The sequence below is a fragment of the Coriobacteriia bacterium genome (assembly GCA_013334745.1).
In the GTDB taxonomy this organism is placed as follows: Bacteria; Actinomycetota; Coriobacteriia; order Anaerosomatales; family JAAXUF01; genus JAAXWY01.
Genome location: JAAXWY010000005.1, coordinates 1 through 24,525, shown reverse-complemented (window position 1 = coordinate 24,525; position 24,525 = coordinate 1). Strand labels below are relative to the sequence as shown.

Sequence of the window (24,525 nt, the reverse complement as noted above, 5' to 3'; positions counted from 1 at the left end):
ACGTGACGACCGACATCAACAGCCTCAGGCTCCACGCGCACTTCGACGAGGGCAGCGGCCCGGCGATCGTGATGCTGCACGGCATCAACTCAGACGGCGGCGACTGGCGCACTGTTATCGACACCATCGGGCCGGGCTATCGCTTCGTCGCATTTGACCTGCTCGGCTTTGGGATGAGCCCCAAACCGCTCGATATCGACTACTCCGCCGACGAGCACGCACTCGTCATCGAGAACACACTGCTCGACCTCGGCGTTGACGACGAGTTCCTACTCGCGGGCTACTCGCTCGGCGGCGACATCGCGCTGCGTTACGCGTCGACCTACCCGCACCGGCTTCGCCGGCTCTTCCTGCTTGACGCGCCGTTCTATCTGCCTCCATCGGCGCTCAGAGTCTCGAACACCGGGCTCAAGTACGCCTACGAGGTCGCCTCGCAGAGACTCTGGGGGATGCTCGCCGGTTCCAAGCAGAAGGACTCGATCCTGTACAAGATGGCGACCGGGGTCGGTGCAACCGCACTCAAGGAGGCCTTCCACGCCGAGGATCTGCCCACCCACTGGGACATCATGAGCAAGAACCTCACGAACACGATCAACACCGCGACCTGGGTCGACGACCTGCCCAGGCTCTCCATGCCAGTCGTCCACGCGATCGGTGTGCGTGACGCCATCGTGAAGATCGGACAGGCGCCGGCGCTCAAGCGCCTCAAGCCGGATCTCGAGATCCGGCCCATCTACGGCCTGGCTGCCGACCACATGACGCTGTGGAACATGCCCGAGAAGATCGCCGAAGAGATCATGCGAGACGAAGTCCGTGTGCTCAACGTCGCCTGGCGAGGCGGTACCGGCGAGCCGCTCGTGCTGCTCCACTCACTCCAAGAGCCCTCGGAACGCTGGATCCCGGCAGCCGAGATTCTTGCACGCGACAACGATGTCGCCGTCCTGGACCTGCTCGGCTTCGGCGACTCGCCGGCTCCGCTCGCCATGCACTACACGCTCGCTGACCATGTCGCGGCGGTGCTCGGCACCGTGAGCTCGCTGTGGGGCTCCGATGTCGCCGTCCGCTTCGCCGGCGACGGCTTCGGCGCGACGGTCGCGCTCGACTGCTCTGCGACCGTCCCCGCTCGCAGCGCCGGCGTGATCGCCTTCTCGCCGATCATGCTCGAGCCGGGCGAGGCGGTCGACGACCTGGCGCATACCGAGCAGTCGGCCCGCGTTCTCGCCCTGCGCGATGTCGCCCGCCGGATCGGCGAGGAGCAGCGCGCGACTGGTCGCGCGGCGGAGGCGGCCGAGCAGCGCCTCGTGCCCATCGTCCGCTCGCTCGAGAACGGCGTGCTCGCCACCGACGCCGCCGCACTTCTCGGCCAGGTACCGCCGCCCGTGCGCTTCGTGCTCGCGGCCGAAGACTCACTGACGCCACGTGGCTTCATCGAGCGGACGTGCGCGACCCGCGACGGATTCGATGTCGGTATCGTCCAAGGCGGCCGCGGCATACCCGCCGAGAAGCCGGTCGAGGCCGTGCGCGCCATCGAGCCCGGCGACGCGGACGGCATCGCGCTCGCGCAGCGACTCTCCCCCGCACCCTTGCGGCCCGACGCCGACCCCCTCGGGCGCGCGCTTGGTGGCATCGAGAACGCGCTCTTGCGGTCAGGCGTGCTCAACCTTGCAGCGGCGGCGCTCATTCTCATCTTGCATCCGCTCAACGAGACGCGGCTGACGCTCGGGTTCGCGTTGTGGGTCGCTCTCGCCTCGGCCAGCGCGGTTGTCGGTGCGCTCACCATGGGGCGCAAGACAAGCGGCACGCGCTACACGTTCACAACGACCGCGCTCCCGACGCTGCTGATGGGGCTCGCAGGACTCGCCCTCGCGGGGACGCTGTTCGCTGACCCTGCCCTCGGCCGGCGCTTCTTCGGCGTGAGCGTCGCCGTGTATGCGATGGCGCGCGGCGCAGCGGATCTCTACATGGCGATGCGGGTCGAGCAGTCCGCCCGCCCGCGCTGGCTGCTGTACGCCGGCGGGCTCATCGGAGTGGTGACGGCGCTGTCCATCGTCTTCGGTCCCACCCACGGGCGGCGCATACTGCGCCTGTCGCTCGCGCTGTACTTGGGACTGAGCGGCGTGTCGCTGGTCGCCTACGTCGTCTCGCTTCGGCGCGACGCGGCCCGGCGGGTCCGGGAGCTACTCGGCAGGTGAGGCTGCTTCCGCGGCCCCGGTCACCTCATCCGGCGCCAGCAGGAACTCGCACACGGCATCGCCCACCGTACGATCGAACAGTATCGCCAGATGCCCGAGGTTCTCGACCTCGCGCGCGCTGACGAATGGACCCGCGACTCGCGAGGTCTCGGGCGGGTGCACCAGATTGTCGTGCGCCGAGTAGATCGAGAGCACCGGGCCGCCCATGATCTGGTGCGGGCGACTGCGTGTGTAGAGCGAATCGGCGCGCAGTTGCGACCCGGCGCGCCCGATGACCGGCCCCGTCCACGTCACACCGCGCCATGGGATGGCGATGACGCAGGTGCGCCGCACCCAGTGCGGATGCTTCTCGAGCACGTCGAGCGCGAGCAAGCCTCCCGAGGAGTGCGTCAGCAGATCGACCTGCTCGGCGCCGGTTACCTCGCGGATGCGCTCGACGAACCGCACCACAGTCTCGGCGGACGCTTCAAGCGGCTGCGGCCAGAAGAAGTTGCACGCGTGGATAGGTCCGCAGCCGGCGTTGCGCAGTCGGTGTGCGAGGTAAAGGAAGTCGACGCGGTTCTGGCAGTAGCCATGCACGAGCACGATCGGCGTGCCCGACCGCCCGCTGCCGCTTAGGCGCTCGCCCGCGATCTGGAACAGTGGCAGCAGCGGCTGGCTCCACGCGACGCACCAACACTCCCGCAGGACGGAGCGCGCGGTATCGAGCGCAGAGCGATGCGGGATGTGCCGCGTGGCCTCGATGTAGGTAACCACGATGTAGACCGCGCCGCATGCCCACACGGCCATGACCCAGCCCGCGAGCACCAGAACCACGATCTTGAGCTGACCCGCAATGCCGATCATTGTGGCGTTGCCCCCGGGTTATGCCTCCGATGGCACGACAGGATCGGCGTCGATGTCCTCGAATTCGACCGAGGACAGCCGCTTACCCGCCGAGATGAGCAGTGCTGCAACCGGCGCAGCAAGCGCCGCGCCGAGCAGGCCACCGAACGTGCCGCCCAACATCGTCACGACGAGCACGACCAGCGGACTCAGGTTCAGCGAGTCACCCATCACGCGGGCGTTGATGATGGTCTGGAGCAGGTTCTGCGCGACGAGCACAACCACGAGTATTGCCACCGCCTGCGTCAGTCCACCCGACCCGAGCGCGACGAAGAACGCGAATGCACCCGAGATGATCGCCCCAAAGAACGGGATGTAGCAGGTCAGGAACGTCACGATCGCGACCGCGCCTGCGAGCGGGATCCCCATGAGCAGCATTGCCGCACCGATGACGACCGACACGACGACGCCGGTAATGGTGGTGGCTCGGAAGTAGCCCCGCATTGCGGAGACGGCGTCGCCGACGATGCCGGTGCCCACCTCGACCGGCAGGCCACCCATGTGCCCGCCGATCCATTTCGCGATGTTGGGGAAGTCGGTGAGCACGTAGAAGAGCAGCACGGCGCTCATGAACAGGCCGAAGAACAGCGCGAAGATGCTCGAGAGGCTACTCGCGACCGCCGAGCCAAGCCACGAGGCGATACCACCGGACGCGGCGGAGGCGGCGCTGGTCGCGCCTTGGGGCGACGTGATGCTGTCCTTAAGCTTGTTGCCGTCGATACCGATCGCCTGCAGACCCTCGGCGGCATGAGTCAGGCCCTTGTGAATCTGCTCGTTGATGCTCGGCCACTGCGAGATGACCCCGGAGATCGTCACCCAGGTGGCGATACCAACCACGACGGCAAGGAACAGCAGCACGAGCGTGGCGGCGGCGGCAACCGGTACGCCGCGGGCGACCATCTTCTCGACAAGCGGGTAGGCGATCATGCCTATGACGATGGCGAGGATCAGCGGCACAGAGATGCTCGAGCTGGCGCCCACGAACGCAGCGATGATAACCAGCGCCCCGACGACGCCAATGAACGACCAGCCCGCGACGCCCGCGCTGAGTATCCAGCCCGGCATGAAGGCCGATCCCCCGCTCGAAAACTGGCTGCCCGCGCTGCGAAGGCGGTCACTGAGTTTGGCCATGAAGATTCCCCTCTTGTGGATTGTCTTTCGTCCAGGGCGCTCCCGCCCAATCGGCGCCCCCAGCGTATGCGAGTACGCCCCAACCGTCGAGCGAAACCCCTGCTCTACGGGTCGATACCCAGACGCGTCCTGCCGGCAACGACCTGCTTGCCCTCAGCGGCGGGCTTCTCGGAGAACGAGTCATACCACGCGGAGTAGCGCTTGGTCAGCGGCGGAGCGCTCAGCCCGTGCGCCACGATGCTCAGCAACACCGTCGTGAAGATGACGGTGAGCACCTCGGCGCTGTGGACCAGGCCGAACTCGACGAGTCCCAGCCCGAAGACGATGGACGCCAGCCCCCGAGGTCCGAACCAGCCGATGAACCCGACCGTTGGCAGCTTGGTGCCCGTACCCAGCAGCGCGAGCGCGACCGGCCCCATCCGAATGACGGTCAGGCTCAGAAGCGCGTAGGCGATGATCGGCCACGTCACCTTTGGAAGGAAGTAGGCGACGCCAACCAGCCCGAACGCCGTGAACGTCATCGCCGAGAGGACCGCACCGGCCTGCTCGGAGAAGTGAGCGAGCTGGAGGCTGGAGCGCTTGGAGACCGCGGCGAACGCCACGCCGCCGGTGAACGTCGCGATGAATACGCTGCCGCCGAGTGAAAGCCCCAGCCCGTACGCGAGCGCGGCTGCCGCGAACATCACGAGCTGTCGCCAGCCCGCCTCGACGTCCCCGCGGCTGTCGGCCCAGCGGATGACCGCACCACCGATCGCACCGCCGATGAGTCCCGCCACGAGACCAAGCCCGATCTGCTCGGCAGCCAGCCCGAGGAACTCCATCACGGGGCGACCGGTCAGCTCCGCCTTCGCTATCTCGAGTGCGAGGAGGTAGAACGGCACCGCGATGCCGTCGTTCAAGCCGCTCTCGACGTTGAGCCCCTGCCGCACCGAGGCCGGAACCGACGGGTCGGTGACGACCTTCTGGCCGAGCGCGGCGTCAGTCGGCGCAAGGATGATCGCGACAAGCGCGGCCTCGACGAGCAGCATGTTCGGGAAGACGAGAACGGCGACGCCCATGCCCAGAGCGATGGTGAGCGGCAGTCCGACGCCGAGCAGCCTCCCCGGGAGCGAGAGTTGCCGCTCAAGCGAGAGGAGGTTGATGCGCGCGGCATCCGTGAACAGCGCGATCGACAACGTGACTTCGGCGAGCAGCTTGATGCTCTCAACCTCGAGTCGCACGTTCGCGATGCTGAGCACCAGCGGGCCGAGCAACACGCCTACGGCGGTGAAGACGATCGCGGGCGAGAGCGGCGAGTCGGCCAGCTTCGCCGAGAACGCGGCATAGGCCAGCAACAGCAGCGCAAACGCCGGTAGTACCCACGTGTCCTGCATGCCGACCGCCCTCCCTTCACATCGCAGACGGGCCGCCTGCGCTGATGCGGGCAGCCCGTCGTGATTCTACGTGTTCGCGTGCCTAACCCGCGAGTATCCGCGCCTTCTGAGCCGCGAACTCCTCGTCGGTCAGGATTCCTTGCGCCTTGAGTGCCGCGAGGCGCTCGAGCTGGCTGATCATGTCCTCGCCGGGTCCGGCCTGGCCACCGGGGACGCCGACGGCCATGCCGCCACCCGTGGGTACGGCCGAGACCTGCGCGGGCTGCTGCGCCTGCGCCTGATATTGGTTCGCCGCGTTCGCATACGCGTCGACGTTCTTCTGGGCCTGGCGCCGGTTGACCGCGTTCGCCGTCGCTTGTGCCGTACCCGAGATGACCGCTGTGCGAGCCACTGTTCCGAGAAGTCCCATCGTCTGCCTCCTACTCAGCACGCGCCGCAGCGGCGGCGAGCGCATCTTCAACGGCTACTGCGGGGATTCGGGTGGACAGCGCGATCTCGGCACCCGCTTCGATCGCCGCGTTCATGAGCCCGACAGCCCACGTGTTCTCGATCGCAACAGCCACGATCGCCGAGCCGGGAACCATGCCCTCGGCCAGAGCCGCCGAGTCCTCGGCGTCGAACAGCCCGCGCGTATCGGTCTCGATGAACCCCAGCATCGCCTTCTGCTCGGCGGGCAGGTCCTCGATGTCGAGTCCGTGCACTACGCCGTCGGCATCCATCACGAGCAGCATCGCGTCCAGTACGCGAACGATCCCGGCGCCGGCAAGCCTCTCGAGTTCGGCCACGATGGCCCCCTCAAACCGCGGCTCACCCGTCGCCAAGACGACTATGTCGACCGGTCCATACTTCACGTCATCTTCCTCTCGTCATGAGCATGCGCTCACCTGCCGGTGCATGAGTACTCTACCCAAGAACGGTCTTTATGCGTGCTCCCAGCGCATCGATCGTTTAACGGCTTCGGCCCACCGGATCTTGAGGTCGGCGAAGCGCGCTGCAGCCTCAGGCGCAGGCTCGAAGGTCCGGCTGACGCCCGTGAGCGCCGGCAGGTCCGTCGGCTGCGTCCACACGCCGACGGCGAGGCCCGCAAGGTACGCCACGCCCAGCGCGGTCGACTCGGCGACGAGCGCCCGATTCACCGGCACGCCGAGCAGATCGGCGAGCGTCTGCATGACGAGTTCGTTGACGGTCACTCCCCCGTCGACGCGCAGCGCCGGCATCGCATGACCCGAGTCGGTCGCCATCGCGTCGACAAGATCCATGACCTGCAGCGGGATGGCCTCCATGCCGGCGCGCGCGATGTGTGCGCGCGTGGCGCCGCGTGTGAGCCCGAACATCGCACCACGAGCGTATGGATCCCACAGCGGCGCGCCCAAGCCCGTGAGTGCCGGCACGAGCACCACGCCGCCGGAGTCGGGCACGCTCTCTGCGAGCGCCTGGACCTCGGCCGGAGTCGCACCCAGTTCGAGCCCCTCGACGAGCCACTGCACCACGGCGCCTCCCATGAAGATGGAGCCCTCGAGTGCGTACTCGATCGCGTCGCCGGTGCGGGCTGGGACGGTCGTCGCGAGGCTCTTGGACCGCACGCGCTTGCTGCCCGTGTGCATGAGCGCGAACACGCCGGTGCCGAACGTCGCCTTCGCGTCGCCGGCCTCGAAGCAGCCGTTGCCCACGAGCGCCGCCTGCTGGTCGCCGCAGATGCCCGCGATCGGAACCGCAGCGCCAAGTAGCGCCTCGTCGCTCTCCCCCACGACCTCGGCGGAACGCACGATGCGCGGCAGCATGCCGGGCACCACGCGGAACACGGCGCACAGCTCCTCGTCCCACTCCCCGGTCTCGATGTTCATGAGCAGTGTGCGAGACGCGTTCGTGATGTCTGTGACGTGCACGCGCCCGCCCGTGAGGTTGTACACGAGCCAGCAGTCGATGGTGCCGCATGCGAGTTCGCCACGCTCGGCCGCCTCCCGAGCGCCCTCGACCTCGTCGAGCATCCACGCGATCTTCGTCGCCGAGAAGTACGGGTCGATGCCCAGCCCCGTGCGGTCACGCACGAACTCGTCGTGACCCGCCGCCATGAGCAGGTCACACGCGGCAGAGGTGCGACGGTCCTGCCACACGATTGCGTTGTGAATCGGCTCGCCGGTCGCGCGGTTCCAGATGACGACGGTCTCGCGCTGGTTGGTGACCCCGATGGCGCACAGCTCGTCCGGGTCGATGCCAGCGTGCTCGATGGCCTCGCGTGCGGTCTCAAGCTGATTGCTCCAGATGAGGTTCGCGTCGTGCTCGACCCAACCGGGCTTCGGGAAGATCTGCTCGAGGGCGATCTGCGACTGCGCCAGACGCACGCCGTCACCGTCGAAGACGATCGAGCGCGTGCTCGTGGTTCCCTGGTCGAGCGCGAGAATGTACGGCATGTAGCCTCCCCAGAAACGTCAGGAGGCAACTGTAACGCGAAGGCGCGCGGGACGTGCGATGGATTGCGCTACGCGCGATCATCCCAATACGCAGGACGGCGGCGGTGATGGGCGATGGCGGACACGTGAACGCCCCTGGCATCGACCCAGTACATGACCGAGTAGGGAAACCGCCCAACAACGCACTTGCGGGTCTCACCCAACTCGACCGGGTACGCCTCTGGTGCACCGCTCACGAGACTGAGTGCGTGGCCAACCGCATCCAGAAACTCACTTCCCAGCCCCGCGCGCTCAAGATCGTAGAAGTCGGCCGCCTCGTTCAGTTCGAATGCCGCAGCAGGCTCGAAGGTGACCTCGAGGCTCATGCGCGTGATGCCCGCGCCCTCGCAAAGACCTCATCCATCGGGATTGGAACCGTGTTCCCGGCTAGAGCCTCCAGACGACGACGCTCTGCTTCCTCGAGCCACAGGCGCTCAACGTCATCGACGGGCAGATCATCGAGGCTTTCGAGTAGTTCTCGGGCCAGATTCGCGCGACCGGACGGATCGAGACGCAGTGCCTCGCGCTTGAGCTCTTCGATGGTCATGACGCTTCACCTCACAACGACACGGTGCGTGGCAACATGATACCGCCGACCACTGACACGAAGCATCCGCGAGTTACTGCTATGCCTCGGCGGCGTCCGTACCGCGAGCTGCGGCAACCGCATCGACCAGCGACGCCATCGTCGACTCGGCGGCCTCGACGTCGGCCTCGTAGCCGAGCCTGGCGAGCGCCGCGGTCGTGACCGGCCCGATGCTCGCGACCGTCGCACCCGACATGACCGCTCGCGGGTCGAGCCCGGCATCGGTCACCACGCCGAGAAACGCCTCGGCGATCGCGCCGGAGGTGAACGTGAGTACGTCGACGGTGCCGGCCGCAAGGCGCGCGACGACGTCCGCGTCAGGCGTAGCGGGTGCGGTGCGGTACACCACCACGACCTCGACGTCGCAGCCCATCGCGCGCAGCGCGTCCGGGAAGACCTCGCGGGCCTCCTCGGCACGAGCGATCAGAACGCGACGGCACGTATCGGAGTCGAGCTCGGCGAATGCGTCGACGAGCCCTTCCGCGCGGAAGTCCTCGGGGACGATCGTGGGCGGGTGGCCCTCGGAGCGCATGCGGTGCGCGGTCGCCGAACCCACGGCGGCCATGCACGTGCTCGCGAGATCGTCGTAGTTGCCGTGACGCTCGCGGAATCGGTGCAGGAAGCGGTCGACGCCGTTGGTCGACGTGAAGACGATCCAGTCGTAGGTGCCGATCGAGTCGATCGCCGCGTCGACCGGCGTCCAGTCCTCGGGGTCGACGGTCTCAAGCACCGGCATCGCGAGCACCTCGGCGCCGAGCGCCTCAAGCGGCTCCACGAGCGAGTGCGCCTGCGCGCGGGTGCGCGTCACGAGCACGCTGACGCCCGCGAGCGAGCGCGGCGCAGCGGCCGCGTCGGCGGCGCTAGGGGTGATTTCGGGACCGGAGTCGGTCACGGCGCGCGCCTAGGTCTCGAGCAGTGAGTCGACGCTTTCGGCGCGAATCTCGGCGAGAATCTCGTGCGCGCCCATCTCGAGCAGCTTGGCGACCATCGCCTCGCCCAGCGCGATCGGCTGATCTGCCGGCCCATCGAGCTCGGCGCGCAGGATGCGGTCGCCCGCGACGCTGCCCACGATCGCGTCCATGTGCATCGTGTCGCCGTTAAGCACCGCGTAGGCACCGATCGGCACCTGGCAGCCGCCCTCGAGCTTGCGCATGACGACGCGCTCGGCGGTGACGCACGTGAAGGTATCGGCGTGGCAGATCTTGGCGCTGACCTCGCGCATGAACTCGTCGTCCTCGCGGATCTCGATGCCGATGGCGCCCTGACCGACCGCCGAGACCATCTGCTCGGTGGCGATGTAGCCGCTGATGCGCTCGGCCCAGCCCATGCGGGTGATGCCGGCGGAAGCAAGGATGACGACATCGAGCTCGCCGTTCTCGGCCTTCTTCATGCGGGTGTCGAGGTTGCCGCGCACGTCCACGATCTCGACGTCGGGACGAAGCGCGCGCACCTGGGCGATGCGGCGAAGCGAGCTGGTGCCGACCTTCGCGCCCTGCGGCAGCGTGTCGAGCGAGTAGCCCGCGCCGCTCACGAGAGCGTCACGCGGGTCGACGCGCTCGGGCATCGCCGAGATGTAGAGCCCCTCGGGAAGCTCGGTGGGGACGTCCTTCATCGAGTGGACGCACAGGTCGACCGTGCCGGCCATGAGCTCGACTTCGAGCTCTTTGGTGAACAGGCCCTTGCCGCCCACCTTGGCGAGCGGCACATCGAGGATCTTGTCGCCCGTGGTCTTGATGATCTTCAGTTCAACAGGAAGGCCGGTGATCTCTTCCACCAGCCCCTTGATGTACTCCGACTGCCAGAGGGCGAGCTTGCTGCCCCGGGTGCCGATGACCAGCTTCTCTCGGCTAGACGCCAACGGAATCTCCCATCTCATTCTTCTTCGGGGCGGCGGCCTTCTCGCCGGTCCGCCCGAGGATCGTCTTGATAAGTCCCAGCCCGTGCGGGCTCTTGCCCTCAGGGTTGGAGTCGAGGCCGTAGAGGTAACGCGCGGACTCGACGTAGGTGTAGCCGTCTTTCTCGGATGCGACGGACTTGAGACGCTCGGTGGGGCCGTGCAGCATCTTGTTGACGATGGAGCCGGTGAGCATCTCGACGGTCTTGAGTTCCTTCTCCGAGAGACCCCCGAGGCGCTTGATCGCCTTCTCGAGCTCGGCCTGACGGATCGTCTCGGCCTTCGCGCGGATCGCGGCGACGGTGGGGACGACCTCGAGTGACTCGAGCCAGTGCTCGAACTCGATCATCTCCTCGCCGATGATGACCTCGGCGCGCTCGGCCTCTTGCATGCGCTCCTCGAGGTTCTGTGACACGACGCCATTGAGGTCGTCGATGTCGTAGAGGTAGACGTCGGAGAGGTCGTTGACGGCCGGGTCGATGTCACGCGGCACGGCGATGTCGATGAGGAACAGCGGGCTGCCCTTGCGGCCCTTGCGCGACGCGGCGACCTTGTCCTTGGTGACGACGTAGTGGGTCGCAGCGGTCGAGGAGATGACGATGTCGGCCTCGCCCATGCGATCGAAGAGCTGATCGTAGAGGATCGCTTCGCCGTCGAACTTGGCGGCGAGCTCCTCGGCGCGCTCGTAGGTGCGGTTCGCGACGAGGACCTTCTTCACGCCGTTGGAGACGAGGTGCTTGGCCGTGAGCTCGCTCATCTTGCCGGCGCCGAGCACGAGAATCGTGCGGCCCTCGAGCGTCTCGAAGACCTTCTTCGCGAGCTCGACGGCGGCGTAGCTGATGGAGACCGCGTTCTCGCCGATCTCGGTCTCGGTGCGCACGCGCTTGCCCACCTCGAAAGACTGGCGGAACAGCTTGTTGAAGATGCGCGCGCACCCACCGTTCACGAACGCGTGGTCGTACGCCTCTTTCACCTGGCCGAGGATCTGCGCCTCGCCCAGCACCATCGAGTCGAGCGACGCGACGACGCGGAAGAGGTGGCGGATGACCGCTTCGCCCTCCGAGACGTAGAGGTAGCGGACGAGCTCGTCTCGGTCGAGGCCGTGGTAGTCACAGATGAAGTCGATGACTGCGGCCGGACCGTCGAACTCCGTTGAGGTCACGCAGTAGATCTCGGTGCGGTTGCACGTCGAGACGATGACCGCCTCGTTGACCGCAGGTGATGATGTGAGCAACGCCAACGACTCTTCCTGGCGATTCGCCGGGAAGGTGAGCTTCTCGCGTATCTCGACTGGGGCGGTCTTGTGACTCAGACCGACGAGGGTCAGATGCATCGATTCGCTTCTCATGTGGCCGTTATCGGACAAAGATGCGCCCTCGCCGGTGCGGTGCGTGTTGTTCAGGCAAGCAGGCCCGGCGAGGGCGATGTAAAGCGTGCTATGGAACGCACCACTGCTTTGTGCCTGAACGCTCGAATTCTAGCACCGAACAACCCTTAACGGCAATTAGCGCAGCCGCTCAGAGGCAGAGCGAAACGCGTGCCGAGAGGAGTTTGAGCTACTTCCCCGCCCGCGCCTTCTTCACGTCGCCATCGACGATCGCGAAGAACACCTCGGGCAGGATCCCCTTGAGCCGGAAGTAGAAGCTCGAGAGCGCGTCGGGGATGATGTAGTACTTCCCCGTCGCCACACCCTTGGCGATCGCAGCCGCGACCTTCTCGGGAGAGATCGGCTTGATGTTGCCGGCGATGACGTCGGTCTCTTTGGGGCGCAGCGTGTGCTCGTAAGCGAGCGCCGGCGTGTCGGTGTCGGGCGGGCACACGATGTGCACGCTGATGCCGGCCGGCTTGAGCTCGAAGCGCAGCGCTTCCGTGAAGCCCATGATCGCGAACTTCGCCGATGAGTAGCCGGTGTAGCCGTAGATGCCCAGGTACCCCGCGACCGAGCTCACGTTGACGATGTGGCCTTGGCCGCGCTTGAGCATGTGTGGCACGGCGGCCCGGCACGGGTAGACGACGCTCCAGTAGCCGTTGTCCATGTTCGACTCGAAGTTCTCAAGCGGCATCGTGGCGAACTCGCCCGGCACGATGACGCCCGCGGAGTTCACGAGGATGTCGGGGCCGAAGCCCGCCTCGACCAGCGAATCGATCGCTGCGCGCGCGGCCTCGAAATCCGAGAGGTCGGCGGCGCGGGTCTCGATCTTCTGCTCGGGATCGGTGGCAACGGCGCGCAGCTCGGCGGCGGCGGCCGCGAGTTTCTCGGGAGAGCGACCCACGATTGCGACGTCGTAGCCGCGCGCGGCGACGAGCTTCGCGGTCGCAAGACCGATCCCGCTGCTACCTCCGGTGACGATGACGGTGGGGCGCGAGCTCATCGGTGGCTAACGTCCGAAGATGTGGAAGCCGACCGGTACCGTGCGCGCGATGATCGCGAGTGCGACCACGAGCACGAAGCCCAGGAGAGCGACGCGCGAGGTGACGCGGCTCGAGACGCTGCCGCGGTAGACGAGCATGAGGTAGATGCCGAAGAGCAGCCAGACAAAGCCTGACAGCATGATTCTCGGATCGAGCCACCAGCCATCGACGTCGAGCTCAACAGCGCGAAGTATGCCGAGCAGCAGGCCCGCCGTGTAGACCGGGAACGAGAACGCGATCGCGCGGCGCGCCATCATCTGAAGCGTCGAGAGCGAAGGCAGGCGACGGGTGACGATGTTGGAAGTGTGGCTCTTGAGCTTGCCCTCCTGGAACAGGAAGATGCCCGCCGAGACCGCCCCAAAGGCAAAACCCGCGTTAGCGAACACGATGAGCGCGACGTGAAACGTGACGCGCCAGCTGTCGAGCTGCATAGCCTGAACCTCGGTGAGCTGGGCAGGCTCCATGAGTCCGCCCATGAGCTGTGCCGCGCCCATGAAGACGACCGCCACCGGGATGAGGAACGTGCCGTAGATCTTGATTTTGATGAGGTGCTCCATGACGAAGTACAGAAGCACGAGCGCCCACGACGCGAGCATGAGCTGGTTGGGGCCGTTGAGCTGCGTGCCCCCGGTCGAGATCGAGTGCGCGCCGATCGACAGCGTCTGGCAGATGAAGCCGGCGCCGGTCATGAACCGCGCCCACCAGCCCACTTTCGAACGCTTGAGGACGAACTGATACGAATACAACACCGTCGCGGCGATGTAGAGCGCGAGCGAGAACCAGAACAGAACAACCGATGCTTGTGCCACGTTCGCCCTCCTCCCAGCGTCGCGGATGTGTGGTGACTAGGGTACTACTAGACGGTCTTGGCGTCGGAACCGCTACGGCGAGCGGCGGTCTCCTCGAGAACGACCATCTCCTTCTCGAGGCGCATGAGACGGCGAAGCACCATCGTGATGTAGACGATCAGAGCGGCCCAGAGGATCGCGTATGCGGCGATGACGTACGGCGCATCGGCGATGACCAGCCGGTAAAGCTCCATGTTGGTGGGGTCGACATTCATTGCCTGTTACCTCCTCGTAAGCGGCGTTTCGCTGCCGCGACTAACCTTCCAGTGAGTCCTTGATGACGTCCAGCCGCTCGCGCATGCGCTCTTCGCGAACGCGGATCGTGTACACCGCATAGCCGATCGCAAGCATCCCCAGCTGCGCCACGATGAACGGCAGCAGGTTCGACGTCGCCATACCCGACTTGAACACGACGGGGTGATCGGACGGGATGACGCGCGTGATGAAGAACGAGATCGGCGCGGTGATCCACGCCATGATGCCGTACACCGAGGCGTACACGGCGCGGCGCTCCTCGTCTTCGAGCGAGTTGCGCAGCACGAAGTACGCGATCATCAAGAGCGTCATGATGAAGTACGTCGTCAGGCGCGGCTCCCACTCCCACCACACGCCCCAGGACGCCTTGGTCCACAGGTCGCCGGTGATGAGGGTGAGCACGACGAAGACAAGTGCGACTTCCATCGCGACGCGCGACTTGGTGTCGTAGCCCTTGTCCTTGGTCATGAGGAACCGGATGGCGAAGAACGCGGCCACCGTGAACACCAGGAACGAGGCCTCGGCGAACGGAACGTGGAAGTAGAAGATCTTCTGAGAGAACCACGGCCGCCCGAACATGAACCCGGAAGCGTCCTGCCCCAGCAGCGGGAACGCCGTTTGGATCTGCTCGGCGAGCGAGACGGTACCGAACAGCTGGACCTCGGCGGTGAAGAACGCCATGAGGAACGCTGCGGTAGTCGCGATACCACCCACGATCGCGAGCCACAAAGCGATTCGAATCTGCTTCATTCCCGACCCTTCGTCACAACGACTCGACGCGAGTTACGCGCCGAGAACGAACTCGTAAAGAGCGTACGCCGCGAGCAGCATGATTGCATCGTAGCCACCCGCGATACCGAGCATCTTCCAGTACACGGCCATGTCCGGGCTCGCGTTCAGTATCGCCCACGTAGCGGCGACCACGGCAAGCAAGAGCGGGAACATGACCGGGATGAACAGCACCGCAAGCACGAAGTCCTTGCCGGTCGTGTTCACCGACATGGTCGCAAGCAGCGTGCCGACTCCCGCGATGCCGATCGAACCGACGATCAATATCAGCGATAGATAGCCCCACGTCGCGATGCCACTAGAGTACTTGCCCGCGTTGAAAATCAGCATGAACAGCGGCGTGACGAACACTTCAACGATCAGCAGAAACAGCAGGTTGCCGATCGCCTTGCCGAAGAAGATGACCGGTCGGTCGACCGGCGCGAGAAGGAGCGCGTCGAGACACCCCTGGTCCTTCTCATGCACGAGCGAACGGTTCAGCCCAAGAAGCGACGTGAACACGATGGCGAGCCACAAGAGCCCGCCCGCGATGTTGGTGACGTCGAACTCGCTGCCCGCCTGCGAAAGTGCGATGTAGTAGATGAGCAGCACGAGCAACGCGTAGAGGCCCATCGAGGTGAGCATCTCTTTGGTGCGCAGCTCCATGACGATGTCCTTCTTCAGGATCGCCTTGAACTGACGCATGCTCGAGATGTGGGAACCCTGCTTCTGCTCGGCCATGGGCTTACGACACCCCCATGCCGACGGTCGCGCGATACGTCGCCGCAAAAGCGTCGGGGTCGATGGCCTCGCGCTCGTCGAAGAGCACAATCTTGCCGCGCGCCAGGATGAGCGCGTGGCTGCAGAGCTCAAGACCCTTCTGCAGGTCGTGGCTGATCATCACGAAGGTGTGCTCGGCACGGACCTGCGCGATGAGCGAGTCGAGGATGTCCATCGCGTGCGGGTCGAGGCCGGAGTACGGCTCGTCGAGGAAGATGACGTCGGGCTTGTGCAGCAGTGAGCGCGCGATCGAGAGGCGCTGGATCATGCCGCGCGAGAACGTGCGCACGGCATCGAGGCGCCGGTGGTCGAGCTCGACCGCGGTCAGCAGCTCTTTGACGCGCCCCTTCGGGTCATCGATGCAGTAGAGGTCCGCGAAGAACTCGAGGTTCTCCTCGGCGGTGAGGTCGGGGTAGAGCAGCGGGTTGTGGCTGATAAAGCCGATCCGCTCGCGAAGCTCCACCGCATCCTCGACCACGTCGAGGCCGGTCACGAACGCCTTGCCGCTCGACGGCGTTGTCAGCGTCGAGAGCACCTTGAGCATGGTGGTCTTGCCGGCGCCGTTGGGGCCGAAGATCGAGAGAAAGGCGCCCCGGGGCAGCTCGAAGCTGACCTTGTCGAGCGCCTTGCGCGCGCCGAAGGTCCGGGAAAGCTCCCGGACCTCCAACGCGAATTCTGTCTGGTTGGTTTCGGTCATGCCTTAGCGCTTGCCCTGCTTGCCGGTCTTGGCCACGGCTTTGCCGGTCTTGGGCAGCGGTGCGCCCGCGACGACGAGCTCACGCGCGCCGGCCTTGGGCCAGGTCGCGATGCTCGTGCCGATCAGCAGGATGATGAAGCCGCCCCATGAGAACCAGATGAGCGGGTTGATCTTCACGTTGATGCTGATGCCGCTCTCATCGGCGCCCTGCATGGTGACGAAGATGTCGCGCAGAGGCTCGGAGAGTACACGGGCGTCGGTACGGGTCTGCTGTGTGGCAGCGAAGGTGGTCTGACCCGGGTTGATGGTGCCGACGACCTTACCGCCACGGGTGACCTGCAGATTGATGGTATCGACCGTGTTGCCGTTCTTCAGGGTCTCGGAATCGGTGCCCACGAAGTTGAACGTGTACTGGTCGACAGTGAACTTGGCACCCTGCTGCTGCGGGATCGTGTAGGTGTTGTCGTAGACGTACATGGCCGAACCCACAAGGCCGATCAGGATGATGCCGATACCGATGTGGGCCAGGTAACCACCCGACTGGCTGCGAGCCTTGGACAGGATGCTCCACAGCGCTGCGCCGAAGCTCTCGCCGCGCGCCTCGGCACGCTTCTTGGCACCGGTGATGAACATCGCGCCGGTAGTGGAGATGAGCAGTGAGCCCGCGAACAGGCCGAGGAGGCCGATCGCGTGGTAGTACCACGCCGGGCCGGCCTCAGCCATCTTGAGACCCGGCGACGAGGTCAGCAGCACCATGCGGTCGTAGATCGGCTTGAGTGTCGTGGAGAACTCGACCACGAGCAGCGCGAAAATCGCCGCCGCCGAGACGAGCGGCCACTTGATGCGGCTCCACAGCAGCTTGCCCTCGGTCGTGCGCCACGAGAGCATCGGGCACAGCGCCACGATGAAGACGTAGAGCACGCCGACGGGGCGCGCGACCGCGTCGAAGGTGCTCGGCGGGATGGAGCGCTTGCCGAACAGCATCCACGACGGGAGCGCCGAAGTGATCGTCAGGTAGGCCACGAGCAGGCCCGCGACGAGCATGATGACGTTGTTGAAGTAGTACGCCGCTTCCTTACCGGTGAGCGACTCGAACTCGTCGTTGCCCTCGAAGGTGCCCTTGCGGAGCATCGGGCCGAAGATCGCGACCGCGAACGCGACAAGGATCATGGCGAGGAACAGGTAGAGCGAGACCGGGTCGGCCTCAAACGCGTGCACCGACTGCACGATGCCCGAGCGCGTGATGAAGGTACCGAGAATCACGAGCGCGAAGGTGACCGAGGACAGCGCGATCGCCCACTTCTTGAAGCCGCCGCGCTTGCGATAGATCGTGAAGCTATGGAGCAGACCAACGCCTGTCAGCCACGGAAGCAGTGATGCGTTCTCCACCGGGTCCCAGCCCCAGTAGCCACCCCAGCCGAGGACGACGTACGCCCAGACCGAACCCAGGCCGATGCCGGCGCCCAGGAACAGCCACGAGAAGACCGTGATGCGGTCGACGATACGAACCCATGCATCGGATCCGTCGTTGACGATGATCGCGGCGACGGCGAACGCGAACGGGATCGTAAGACCGGCATAGCCGATGAACAGTGTGGGCGGGTGAGCGATCATCGCCCAGTGCTGCAGCAGCGGGTTCATGCCCCACGCGGCCGCCTCACCGACGAGCTCGCCCGCGGGTCCGAGGAACCCGGCGTCGGTGAGCTTGAAGGGGTTGTTGGGCTGCGAAAACAGCATGCCCGAGGCGAACAGTGTCATGACGACGTTGGTCACCATGAGGCCCATGTTCGACAGCGAATCCATGAGGTTGATGCGGCGATAGGCGATCCACGCCGCGAACAGCGAGATCAGCCACGTCCAGAACAGGAACGATCCTTCACGACCGGCCCACAGCGCGGAGAGCGTGTAGAGCCACGCGAGGCTCGAGACGTCCGGGCTGTGGTTCTCGGCGACGTAGAGGAACGTGAAGTCCTTGGTGTAGAACGCCACCACCATGATGGTCACGGCGATGGTAAGAGAACCCGCCGCGACGTAGGTGCCCCAGTAGCCGAGCTTCGAGATCATCTCGCCGCCCTTGCGGTTGTGACCCGCAAGCAACGAGCCCACCGCCAACACGCTGGCTATCAGCGCGAGTCCGAGCATCACCAATCCGAGCGTAGCCATACCTCAACTCCGTTCGTACACGATTCACGACAAGCCGAGTCCGGCGGCGCCGGTCTCGGCGGGGCTGCCTTGCTTACTGCTGGCTCTGCTCGAGGGCGACGCTCGTGGCGACGAACTTGCCGTCCGAGAGCTCTCCACCCAGTACGAGCTGCACGCCGTCCTTGATGCCGTCGGGCAGTACACCGGCGAACGTGACGGGAACCGCCTGCCCGCTGCCGTCGGCGTTCTGGGCGATGATGAAGCGATCCCCGGTCGAGCCGGCCGGCGCGAGCGAGGCAGGCTTGAGGTAGCCGGTCACGCGCATCGGCTTGCCCTCGAGCGTGGCGCCGCCCGCGACGACGTCAGCGATCGGCGTGGCGCCGGTGGCGGACTCGTACTTCGACGGGCACTTGGTGATCATGTCACCGGCCGTGAGTACGCCCTGGTCATCGATCTTGCCGGTGACGATGGCGACGACGCCGTCACCGAACGTGGCGGGCACGGTGCCGGTGTAGACGACCTTCAGAGTGGGACCGGTGTTCGCACTGTCCTGCTCGCCCCTGATCGTGAAGCGCATGGGGTTGGACTTCTTGTCCCACGAACCTGCGACCACGGTGCCGCCGACCTTGACCTGCTCACCGACGAGCGACTTGTCGGTGGTGATCGCGGCGATATCCGCCTCGTAGGCACCCTGCTTGCCACCCGTGTAGTAGACCATCGCAGCAACGGCGATGAGAATCGCCGCTGTCACGCCGATGAGACGAATTCGAGCCCGCTTGTTCACGTACTTCACTCCCTAATGCTCGCGACTGCAGCGCACAGCCGAGCACATCCTTGGAATGGGCGTCCGCGCACGACCCTGCGCAGGGACCACACCGCTTTTCCGAACCGCCTGCCTGAACACATGGATACTAGCACCGTCAGGACCTCGGGGCTAGGCTGAAGGCACCTTAAGATGTGCCGTTTGTGTGGAGCCATCAGCAAAGAACGCGCCTACTTATCGGCGGCGACGTCCTTTTGCAGCCAGGCGACGTCGGGCTTGAAGCCGACACTGTCGAGCAGCTCGCGATACCGCTCAGGCGACAACTCACCTTTCGCGTTGTCGAGCGCGACCATGGTCGCCTCGATGAGGTTCGTCCCGAACGAACGGCCGGAGAGCCTCGGCGTCGAGGTCACGAGCAACTCGACACCCCGCTCGCGGCACAACTCGACGTCAACCGGTGTGGTCGTGTTGGTGATGATCCACTTGCCGCGCATGTCGGGCGGCATGTACTTCTTTACGTACTGCCAGTCACCGGCGATGATGTCGGCCCATGTGTAGAGCTTGCCCGCGGTGGGGTTGACCTTCGTCGCCTCGTCTTGCTTGTCCCCCACCGGGTACAGCACCGAGAACGGCAGCTGAGCCACGGCCGGCGTGAGCAGGCGCACGACGGTCTTGAGCGTGCCCCACTTCTTGATGATGATCGGCAGGTCGAGCGCGTAGAACAGGTCGCCGAAGACCTGCTCCGTGCCCGCGTTCTGAAGCGCTTCGGCCATGCCCCAGCGGTCGACCGCAGAGGTCATCAGTACCTTCTTGCCCGCGAAGTCCAGGCCGTGAGCCGTCTGCAGGTACTCGATGGTCGAGCCCTCTACCGGCCCCTTGAGACCGCTGCCGTCGACCACAGGCGTCTGCTTGACGCCGGCCAGCAGTCGCTTCGCCTCGCGGAAGAAGTACTTGCGGCCATCAGCGCGCAGGTAGACGTCGATGCCGCCCATCCCGAACGCCGCGACGGTGCCGTCGAGCTCAGCGAAGCGCGCTGCCGCCTTCGCGAGGTCGCCGTTGTGGCCTTCTCGGCGGATCTTGAATCGCTCGCCGAGCAGATCGATCTCGACCTCGTGGTCTCGGCTGGACGAGCCGATGGACACGCTTACGACTTCCTTGATGGCTGCCACCTCCCGGGGAGTCCGGATGCGTCCTTGAGCGCCGCCGAACCGCGGCTGGTCGAGCCGTGGGCCGGTCGGGCCGACATGACGCCTGTCAGGATCGCGTCGAGCTCCTCGACGTCGACTGTGACCGCCTCGCGAAGCGGGGACGATCCGAGTGGTACCCCGACGACTTCCGTGCCGAGGATTCGTTCCATGGTCTTGATGCGCCAGTCGCTGGCGAGCAGGACGAGCGTGTCGTAGTCGCGCAGCGTGGCGATGGTCTCCAGCAGCGTGTTGAAGACCGCCGTGACCTCGCCCGATTCGATGTTCTCGCGCTCCTCTTGCGAGAGCACAAGCACGAAGTCGAGCGCGTGGTTCTCGGCGAGTGCCTTGACCTCGGCGGCGTTGGCGATCGGGAAGCCCACCATCGCCACCCGGTTGCCTTTGCGCACCTCGCCCAGGGTCTCGAGGAAGCTCACGAACGAGCGCTGCACCCCGTGGCTTTTGGCGACGTCGTCTTGCGTGGCTCCGGCCTCGCGGTCCTCGAGGATGGAGGCGATGGCGTCGCGCAGCTTGTCCTCGCTCACGACCTTATCGCCGATCCGGTACAGCCGCACTCGCGCCCCTCCTCGCCTCAAGCGTGTACACACAAGTGTGTGCATCGCCGAGTATACGCGAGCACGGGCGGTTGGAAGCGCCGATTCGCGCGCCGCGATCGACTGTCTCGGGTATGGTCATGGTGTGAGATTCAGAAGGAGGGCTGCCCGTTGAAGCACGCGCTGGAGATTTACGAGGCGGTGGCGCGAGTGGTCGACCCGGTCTACCTGGTCGGCGGCTCGGTGCGCGACGTGGTCATGGGCCGAGCGTGCAGCGACTACGACTTCACCACGCCGCTTCTGCCCGACCGCATCGAGGCTGCCGTCCGCGAGGCGGGGCGCAAGCCCTACCTCATCGGAAAGAAGTACGGCACGGTGGGGTTCAAGGCCGATGGGCGCCTTGTCGAAGTGACGACGTTCCGCTCGGAGGTCTACCCCGACGACACGCGCAAGCCAAACGTCGAGTTCCTCACCGAGCTCTCGGGCGACCTCGGCCGACGCGACTTCACGATCAACGCCATGGCGATGCAGGCCGAGGAGGTCATCGACCTGTTCGGTGGACGAGCCGACATCGACGCGCGCATCATCCGCGCCGTCGGCGACCCGCGTGAGCGCTTCCGAGAGGACCCGCTGCGTATGCTGCGCGCCGCCCGCTTCGCGTCACAGCTCGACTTCACCGTCGAGCACGACACCACCGCCGCCATGGAGCGCTACGCGCACCGCATCCTGCACGTGGCGCGAGAGCGTTGGATGATCGAGCTCGACAAGCTGCTCGTGGGCGACAACGTGGCGTACGGACTCGGCGTGCTAGCGCGTACCGGCCTGCTGCGCTTCATGGTGCCCGAGCTCGAGCTACAGATCGGCTACGACCAGAACTCGCCGCATCACGACCGCACGCTCTTCGAGCACACCCTTGCGGTGGTCGCGGCCGTCGAGCCGGAGCCGGCGTTGCGGTGGGCGGCCCTGCTGCACGACATCGCGAAGCCCTTCGTGCGCGCCGAGAAGCCCGACCGGAGCGTCTACCACAAGCACGACCTGCTCGGCGCAGAGATCGTGGAACGGCTCGCGCTCTACCTCAAGTGGTCCAAGTCGCGGCGAGAAGCGGTCGTCACGCTGGCGCGCGACCATCTGCTGGAGACGAGTCCGCTGCACGATGCTGACATGGGAGCCAAGCCGCCGAAGACGCCCTAGGCGCGGTTGCGATCGAAGATCATGCGCAACCCCTCGAGCGTGAGGTCCATGTCGACGTCGGTGATCGTGTCGCACAACGAGCCCATGCGCTCCGCGAGCCCTCCGGTCGCAAGCACGGGCGTCTCGGTGCCGAGTTCGGCCCACACACGGCGCACGAGTCCATCGACCATCGCCGCCTCGCCAAGAAGCAGCCCCGCCTGCACACTCATGCGGGTGTTGGTGCCGATGACCGCCGAGGGCGCCTCGAGGTCGACCTTGGAGAGCCGGGCCGCCTTGCTGAACAGCGCTTCTGCACTCGTCTCGACGCCCGGCGCGATCGCACCGCCCAGATAGCCGCCGTCCTCGGCGATCACGTCGATCGTGGTCGCGGTGCCGAAGTCGACGACGACGACGGGCCCGCCGAGACGCGCGAACGCCGCCACGCCGTTGACGATACGGTCGGCGCCGACCTCGTGGGGGTTGTCGTAGCGGATGGGCATACCGGTCTTCAGTCCCGGCCCGACCACCATGACCTCGCAGCGGCACGCGATGGCGACGAGGTCCTCCCACGCGGCGGTGAGCCGAGGCACCACCGAGGCGAGGATGACGTCGCTGACGTCCTCCCACGACAGGCCGTCGAGCGCGAGCAGACCCGCGAGCTTGACGCGCAGCTCGTCGGCGGTCAGCGATGCGTTGCTTGAGATGCGCCAGTGTCCGGCGAGTCGCTCGGCGGCGAACAGGCCGATCACGGTCTGGGTATTGCCTACGTCGACAGCGAGCAACATGGTCGAATCCCCTCCGGGGTGGTAGGAGTTCTTCACGGCACGGTGACGCGGGCGGGTTGACCCCGAGCGCCGGTGCTATCATCGGCCGAGATACCCGCACCTGCAAGCACGGCGCTTCCGTCAAGCGTCTGAGCAGCGGCAATGCACTGACACCGACGGTCTGGAGGCCTCCGTTGACCGACTCCCCCGCTCGTATCCTCGTCGTCGACGACGAACCATCGATCACCGAATTCGTGAGTTACAACCTTCGCAAGGAGGGCTACGACGTCACCGTCGCCGAGGATGGCGACAGCGCTCTGGCGCTCGCGAAGCAGCATCCGTTCGACCTCGTCGTCCTCGACGTCATGCTCCCCGGCATCGACGGCTACGAGGTCTGTCGCCGGCTGCGGCAGGACTCGAGCGTGCCGGTGCTGTTCCTCTCGGCACGCGACACCGAGCTCGACAAGGTCGTGGGCCTCGAGATCGGCGGCGACGACTACCTCGCCAAGCCGTTCGGTGTGCGCGAGCTGACCGCCCGCGTCAAGGCGCTGCTGCGTCGCGCACCCTCCGGCAGCCGCGAGCCCGGCGTCGCCGGCGAGCGTATCGACCTCGCGGGCGTCGTCCTCGACGAGGGCGCGCACCAGGCGACCGCCGGCGAGACGCTCATCGACCTCACGCCCCGCGAGTTCGAGCTCCTCGCCTGCCTCATGCGCCACGGCGGCAAGGTACTCTCACGCGACCAACTGCTGCGCGAGGCGTGGGGCTGGGAGTTCCTCGTCGAGACCAAGACCGTCGACACGCACGTCAAGCGCCTGCGCGACAAGCTCGAGGCCGCCGGATGCGACCCCGCGCTCGTCGAGACGGTCCGCGGCTACGGCTACCGGTTCCGCGTCTAGCGCCCACGACCGGCTCGAGCGACACCGTCGCCCTGCCACCCCGAGGAGACCTGACATGGGCACCACCCTGCGCTCGAAGATCGCGATCTGGATGGGGCTCGTCGCACTTGCGGCGGCGACCGCAGCCTACGTCCTCCTCGACTTCGGCGGCACCGGCACCGGCATCGGCGTCGTCGTCGCGGCACCGATCACGGGCTGGCTGATCGGCCGACTCGTGGGCCAGCGCATCGTCGCCCCACTCGAGCGTCTCGGCGTGTCCGCACGCGCCTTCGCCTCGGGCAACCACGCCGCACGTGCCGACGTCAGCGGACCGCGCGAGACGCGCATCGTCGCCGAGGCGTTCAACCAGATGGCCGGCCAGATCGACGACGCGCTCGAGGAGCTCAAGCGCGAGGAGCGGCGCAAGACGCAGTTCGTCAGCGATGTCAGCCATGAGCTGCGCACCCCGCTCACCGCGATCCGTGGCGCCGCCGAGACACTCCTCGACGGCGATGTCGAGGCCGAGGACCAGCAGCGCTTCCTCTCGACGATCGCGCTCGAGGCCGAGCGGCTCGGCAGGCTCGCGAACGACCTGCTCACGCTGCAGCGCATCGAGGGCGCGACGGGCGAGCTGCCGATAACCCAGGTCGACCTGCGCTTGGCCGCGGATCGTGCCGCGGCGATGCTCGAGCCGCTGCTGGAGGACCGCGAGGTGACGCTCACCGTCAACGGCGCGGCCGCGACCGTCCTGGGCGACACCGACCGCCTGCAGCAGGTCGTCACCAACCTCGTGGACAACGCG

Annotated in this window: 26 protein-coding genes; 4 read left to right on the top strand and 22 right to left on the bottom strand. The window is 66.1% G+C overall.

Annotation, left to right across the window (positions count from 1 at the left end; genetic code table 11):
• The first annotated feature begins 2 nt into the window (after positions 1 to 2).
• On the top strand, positions 3 to 2,192 hold the full coding sequence (locus tag HGB10_02750; GenBank protein ID NTU70726.1) for an alpha/beta fold hydrolase: 2,190 nt from the start codon (positions 3 to 5) through the stop codon (positions 2,190 to 2,192).
• Here HGB10_02750 and HGB10_02745 read toward each other — a convergent pair.
• From HGB10_02745 to HGB10_02645, 21 genes are all read right to left on the bottom strand, one after another.
• Positions 2,178 to 3,038: an alpha/beta fold hydrolase gene (locus HGB10_02745; GenBank protein ID NTU70725.1), complete on the bottom strand. Its 861-nt coding sequence runs from the start codon at positions 3,036 to 3,038 to the stop codon at positions 2,178 to 2,180. The two genes, HGB10_02750 and HGB10_02745, sit on opposite strands and share 15 nt — an antisense overlap.
• Positions 3,039 to 3,056: 18 nt before the next feature.
• On the bottom strand, positions 3,057 to 4,208 hold the full coding sequence (locus HGB10_02740) for an AI-2E family transporter (protein NTU70724.1): 1,152 nt from the start codon (positions 4,206 to 4,208) through the stop codon (positions 3,057 to 3,059).
• A 104-nt stretch (positions 4,209 to 4,312) separates the two neighbouring features.
• A complete protein-coding gene (locus HGB10_02735) occupies positions 4,313 to 5,581 on the bottom strand; it encodes a sodium:proton antiporter (protein ID NTU70723.1) in 1,269 nt (422 codons plus the stop codon).
• Positions 5,582 to 5,663: 82 nt separating this feature from the next.
• A complete protein-coding gene (locus tag HGB10_02730; GenBank protein NTU70722.1) occupies positions 5,664 to 6,035 on the bottom strand; it encodes an SHOCT domain-containing protein in 372 nt (123 codons plus the stop codon).
• A complete protein-coding gene (locus HGB10_02725; GenBank protein NTU70721.1) occupies positions 6,001 to 6,432 on the bottom strand; it encodes a DUF1269 domain-containing protein in 432 nt (143 codons plus the stop codon). The genes HGB10_02730 and HGB10_02725 overlap by 35 nt, the downstream gene beginning before the upstream one ends.
• Before the next feature lie 69 nt (positions 6,433 to 6,501).
• Positions 6,502 to 7,992: a glycerol kinase GlpK gene (gene glpK, locus HGB10_02720; GenBank protein NTU70720.1), complete on the bottom strand. Its 1,491-nt coding sequence runs from the start codon at positions 7,990 to 7,992 to the stop codon at positions 6,502 to 6,504.
• A 68-nt stretch (positions 7,993 to 8,060) separates the two neighbouring features.
• Positions 8,061 to 8,357, bottom strand: a complete 297-nt coding sequence (locus HGB10_02715; GenBank protein ID NTU70719.1) for a type II toxin-antitoxin system RelE/ParE family toxin — start codon at positions 8,355 to 8,357, stop codon at positions 8,061 to 8,063.
• Positions 8,354 to 8,578 carry an addiction module protein gene (locus tag HGB10_02710; protein ID NTU70718.1) on the bottom strand — a complete coding sequence of 75 codons (225 nt, stop codon included), beginning with the start codon at positions 8,576 to 8,578 and terminating at the stop codon, positions 8,354 to 8,356. Before HGB10_02710 ends, HGB10_02715 begins: the two co-directional genes overlap by 4 nt.
• Before the next feature lie 79 nt (positions 8,579 to 8,657).
• Positions 8,658 to 9,509, bottom strand: coding sequence for a uroporphyrinogen-III synthase (locus HGB10_02705; GenBank protein ID NTU70717.1), 852 nt, complete (start codon positions 9,507 to 9,509; stop codon positions 8,658 to 8,660).
• A gap of 9 nt (positions 9,510 to 9,518) precedes the next feature.
• The gene (hemC, locus tag HGB10_02700; GenBank protein NTU70716.1) at positions 9,519 to 10,493 is read right to left on the bottom strand and encodes a hydroxymethylbilane synthase; all 975 of its coding nucleotides are present in this window, start codon (positions 10,491 to 10,493) and stop codon (positions 9,519 to 9,521) included.
• A complete protein-coding gene (locus HGB10_02695) occupies positions 10,465 to 11,844 on the bottom strand; it encodes a glutamyl-tRNA reductase (GenBank protein ID NTU70715.1) in 1,380 nt (459 codons plus the stop codon). Before HGB10_02695 ends, hemC begins: the two co-directional genes overlap by 29 nt.
• 223 nt (positions 11,845 to 12,067) lie before the next feature.
• Positions 12,068 to 12,883, bottom strand: a complete 816-nt coding sequence (locus HGB10_02690; protein NTU70714.1) for an SDR family oxidoreductase — start codon at positions 12,881 to 12,883, stop codon at positions 12,068 to 12,070.
• 6 nt (positions 12,884 to 12,889) lie between these two features.
• Positions 12,890 to 13,732, bottom strand: a complete 843-nt coding sequence (gene ccsA, locus HGB10_02685; GenBank protein NTU70713.1) for a cytochrome c biogenesis protein CcsA — start codon at positions 13,730 to 13,732, stop codon at positions 12,890 to 12,892.
• 47 nt (positions 13,733 to 13,779) lie between these two features.
• Entirely contained in the window at positions 13,780 to 13,986 is a 207-nt protein-coding gene (locus tag HGB10_02680) for a hypothetical protein (GenBank protein ID NTU70712.1), read from the bottom strand.
• 40 nt (positions 13,987 to 14,026) lie between these two features.
• Positions 14,027 to 14,776 carry a cytochrome c biogenesis protein CcsA gene (gene ccsA, locus HGB10_02675; GenBank protein NTU70711.1) on the bottom strand — a complete coding sequence of 250 codons (750 nt, stop codon included), beginning with the start codon at positions 14,774 to 14,776 and terminating at the stop codon, positions 14,027 to 14,029.
• A gap of 33 nt (positions 14,777 to 14,809) precedes the next feature.
• Complete coding sequence (locus HGB10_02670) at positions 14,810 to 15,535, bottom strand: ABC transporter permease (GenBank protein ID NTU70710.1); 726 nt, start codon at positions 15,533 to 15,535, stop codon at positions 14,810 to 14,812.
• A gap of 4 nt (positions 15,536 to 15,539) precedes the next feature.
• Positions 15,540 to 16,271, bottom strand: a complete 732-nt coding sequence (locus HGB10_02665) for an ABC transporter ATP-binding protein (GenBank protein ID NTU70709.1) — start codon at positions 16,269 to 16,271, stop codon at positions 15,540 to 15,542.
• 3 nt (positions 16,272 to 16,274) lie between these two features.
• A complete protein-coding gene (ccsA, locus tag HGB10_02660) occupies positions 16,275 to 18,434 on the bottom strand; it encodes a cytochrome c biogenesis protein CcsA (protein ID NTU70708.1) in 2,160 nt (719 codons plus the stop codon).
• Positions 18,435 to 18,507: 73 nt separating this feature from the next.
• On the bottom strand, positions 18,508 to 19,197 hold the full coding sequence (locus tag HGB10_02655; GenBank protein ID NTU70707.1) for a cytochrome c maturation protein CcmE: 690 nt from the start codon (positions 19,195 to 19,197) through the stop codon (positions 18,508 to 18,510).
• 209 nt (positions 19,198 to 19,406) lie between these two features.
• The gene (locus HGB10_02650) at positions 19,407 to 20,336 is read right to left on the bottom strand and encodes a quinate 5-dehydrogenase (protein NTU70706.1); all 930 of its coding nucleotides are present in this window, start codon (positions 20,334 to 20,336) and stop codon (positions 19,407 to 19,409) included.
• Entirely contained in the window at positions 20,321 to 20,935 is a 615-nt protein-coding gene (locus HGB10_02645) for a transcriptional regulator (GenBank protein NTU70705.1), read from the bottom strand. The genes HGB10_02650 and HGB10_02645 overlap by 16 nt, the downstream gene beginning before the upstream one ends.
• A 150-nt stretch (positions 20,936 to 21,085) precedes the next feature.
• Here HGB10_02645 and HGB10_02640 point away from each other — a divergent pair, with 150 nt between their 5' ends.
• Positions 21,086 to 22,105 (top strand): HDIG domain-containing protein, encoded by a 1,020-nt coding sequence (locus tag HGB10_02640; GenBank protein NTU70704.1) that lies wholly within the window; start codon positions 21,086 to 21,088, stop codon positions 22,103 to 22,105.
• Here the strand turns inward: HGB10_02640 and HGB10_02635 are convergent.
• Positions 22,102 to 22,869: a type III pantothenate kinase gene (locus HGB10_02635; GenBank protein ID NTU70703.1), complete on the bottom strand. Its 768-nt coding sequence runs from the start codon at positions 22,867 to 22,869 to the stop codon at positions 22,102 to 22,104. The two genes, HGB10_02640 and HGB10_02635, sit on opposite strands and share 4 nt — an antisense overlap.
• A 173-nt stretch (positions 22,870 to 23,042) precedes the next feature.
• Between HGB10_02635 and HGB10_02630 the strand changes: the two genes are divergently transcribed.
• Together HGB10_02630 and HGB10_02625 are read left to right on the top strand one after the other, a co-directional pair.
• A complete protein-coding gene (locus HGB10_02630) occupies positions 23,043 to 23,744 on the top strand; it encodes a response regulator transcription factor (protein ID NTU70702.1) in 702 nt (233 codons plus the stop codon).
• A gap of 55 nt (positions 23,745 to 23,799) precedes the next feature.
• Positions 23,800 to 24,525: HAMP domain-containing protein (locus HGB10_02625; GenBank protein ID NTU70701.1), on the top strand; the 726-nt coding region annotated here is incomplete at its 3' end.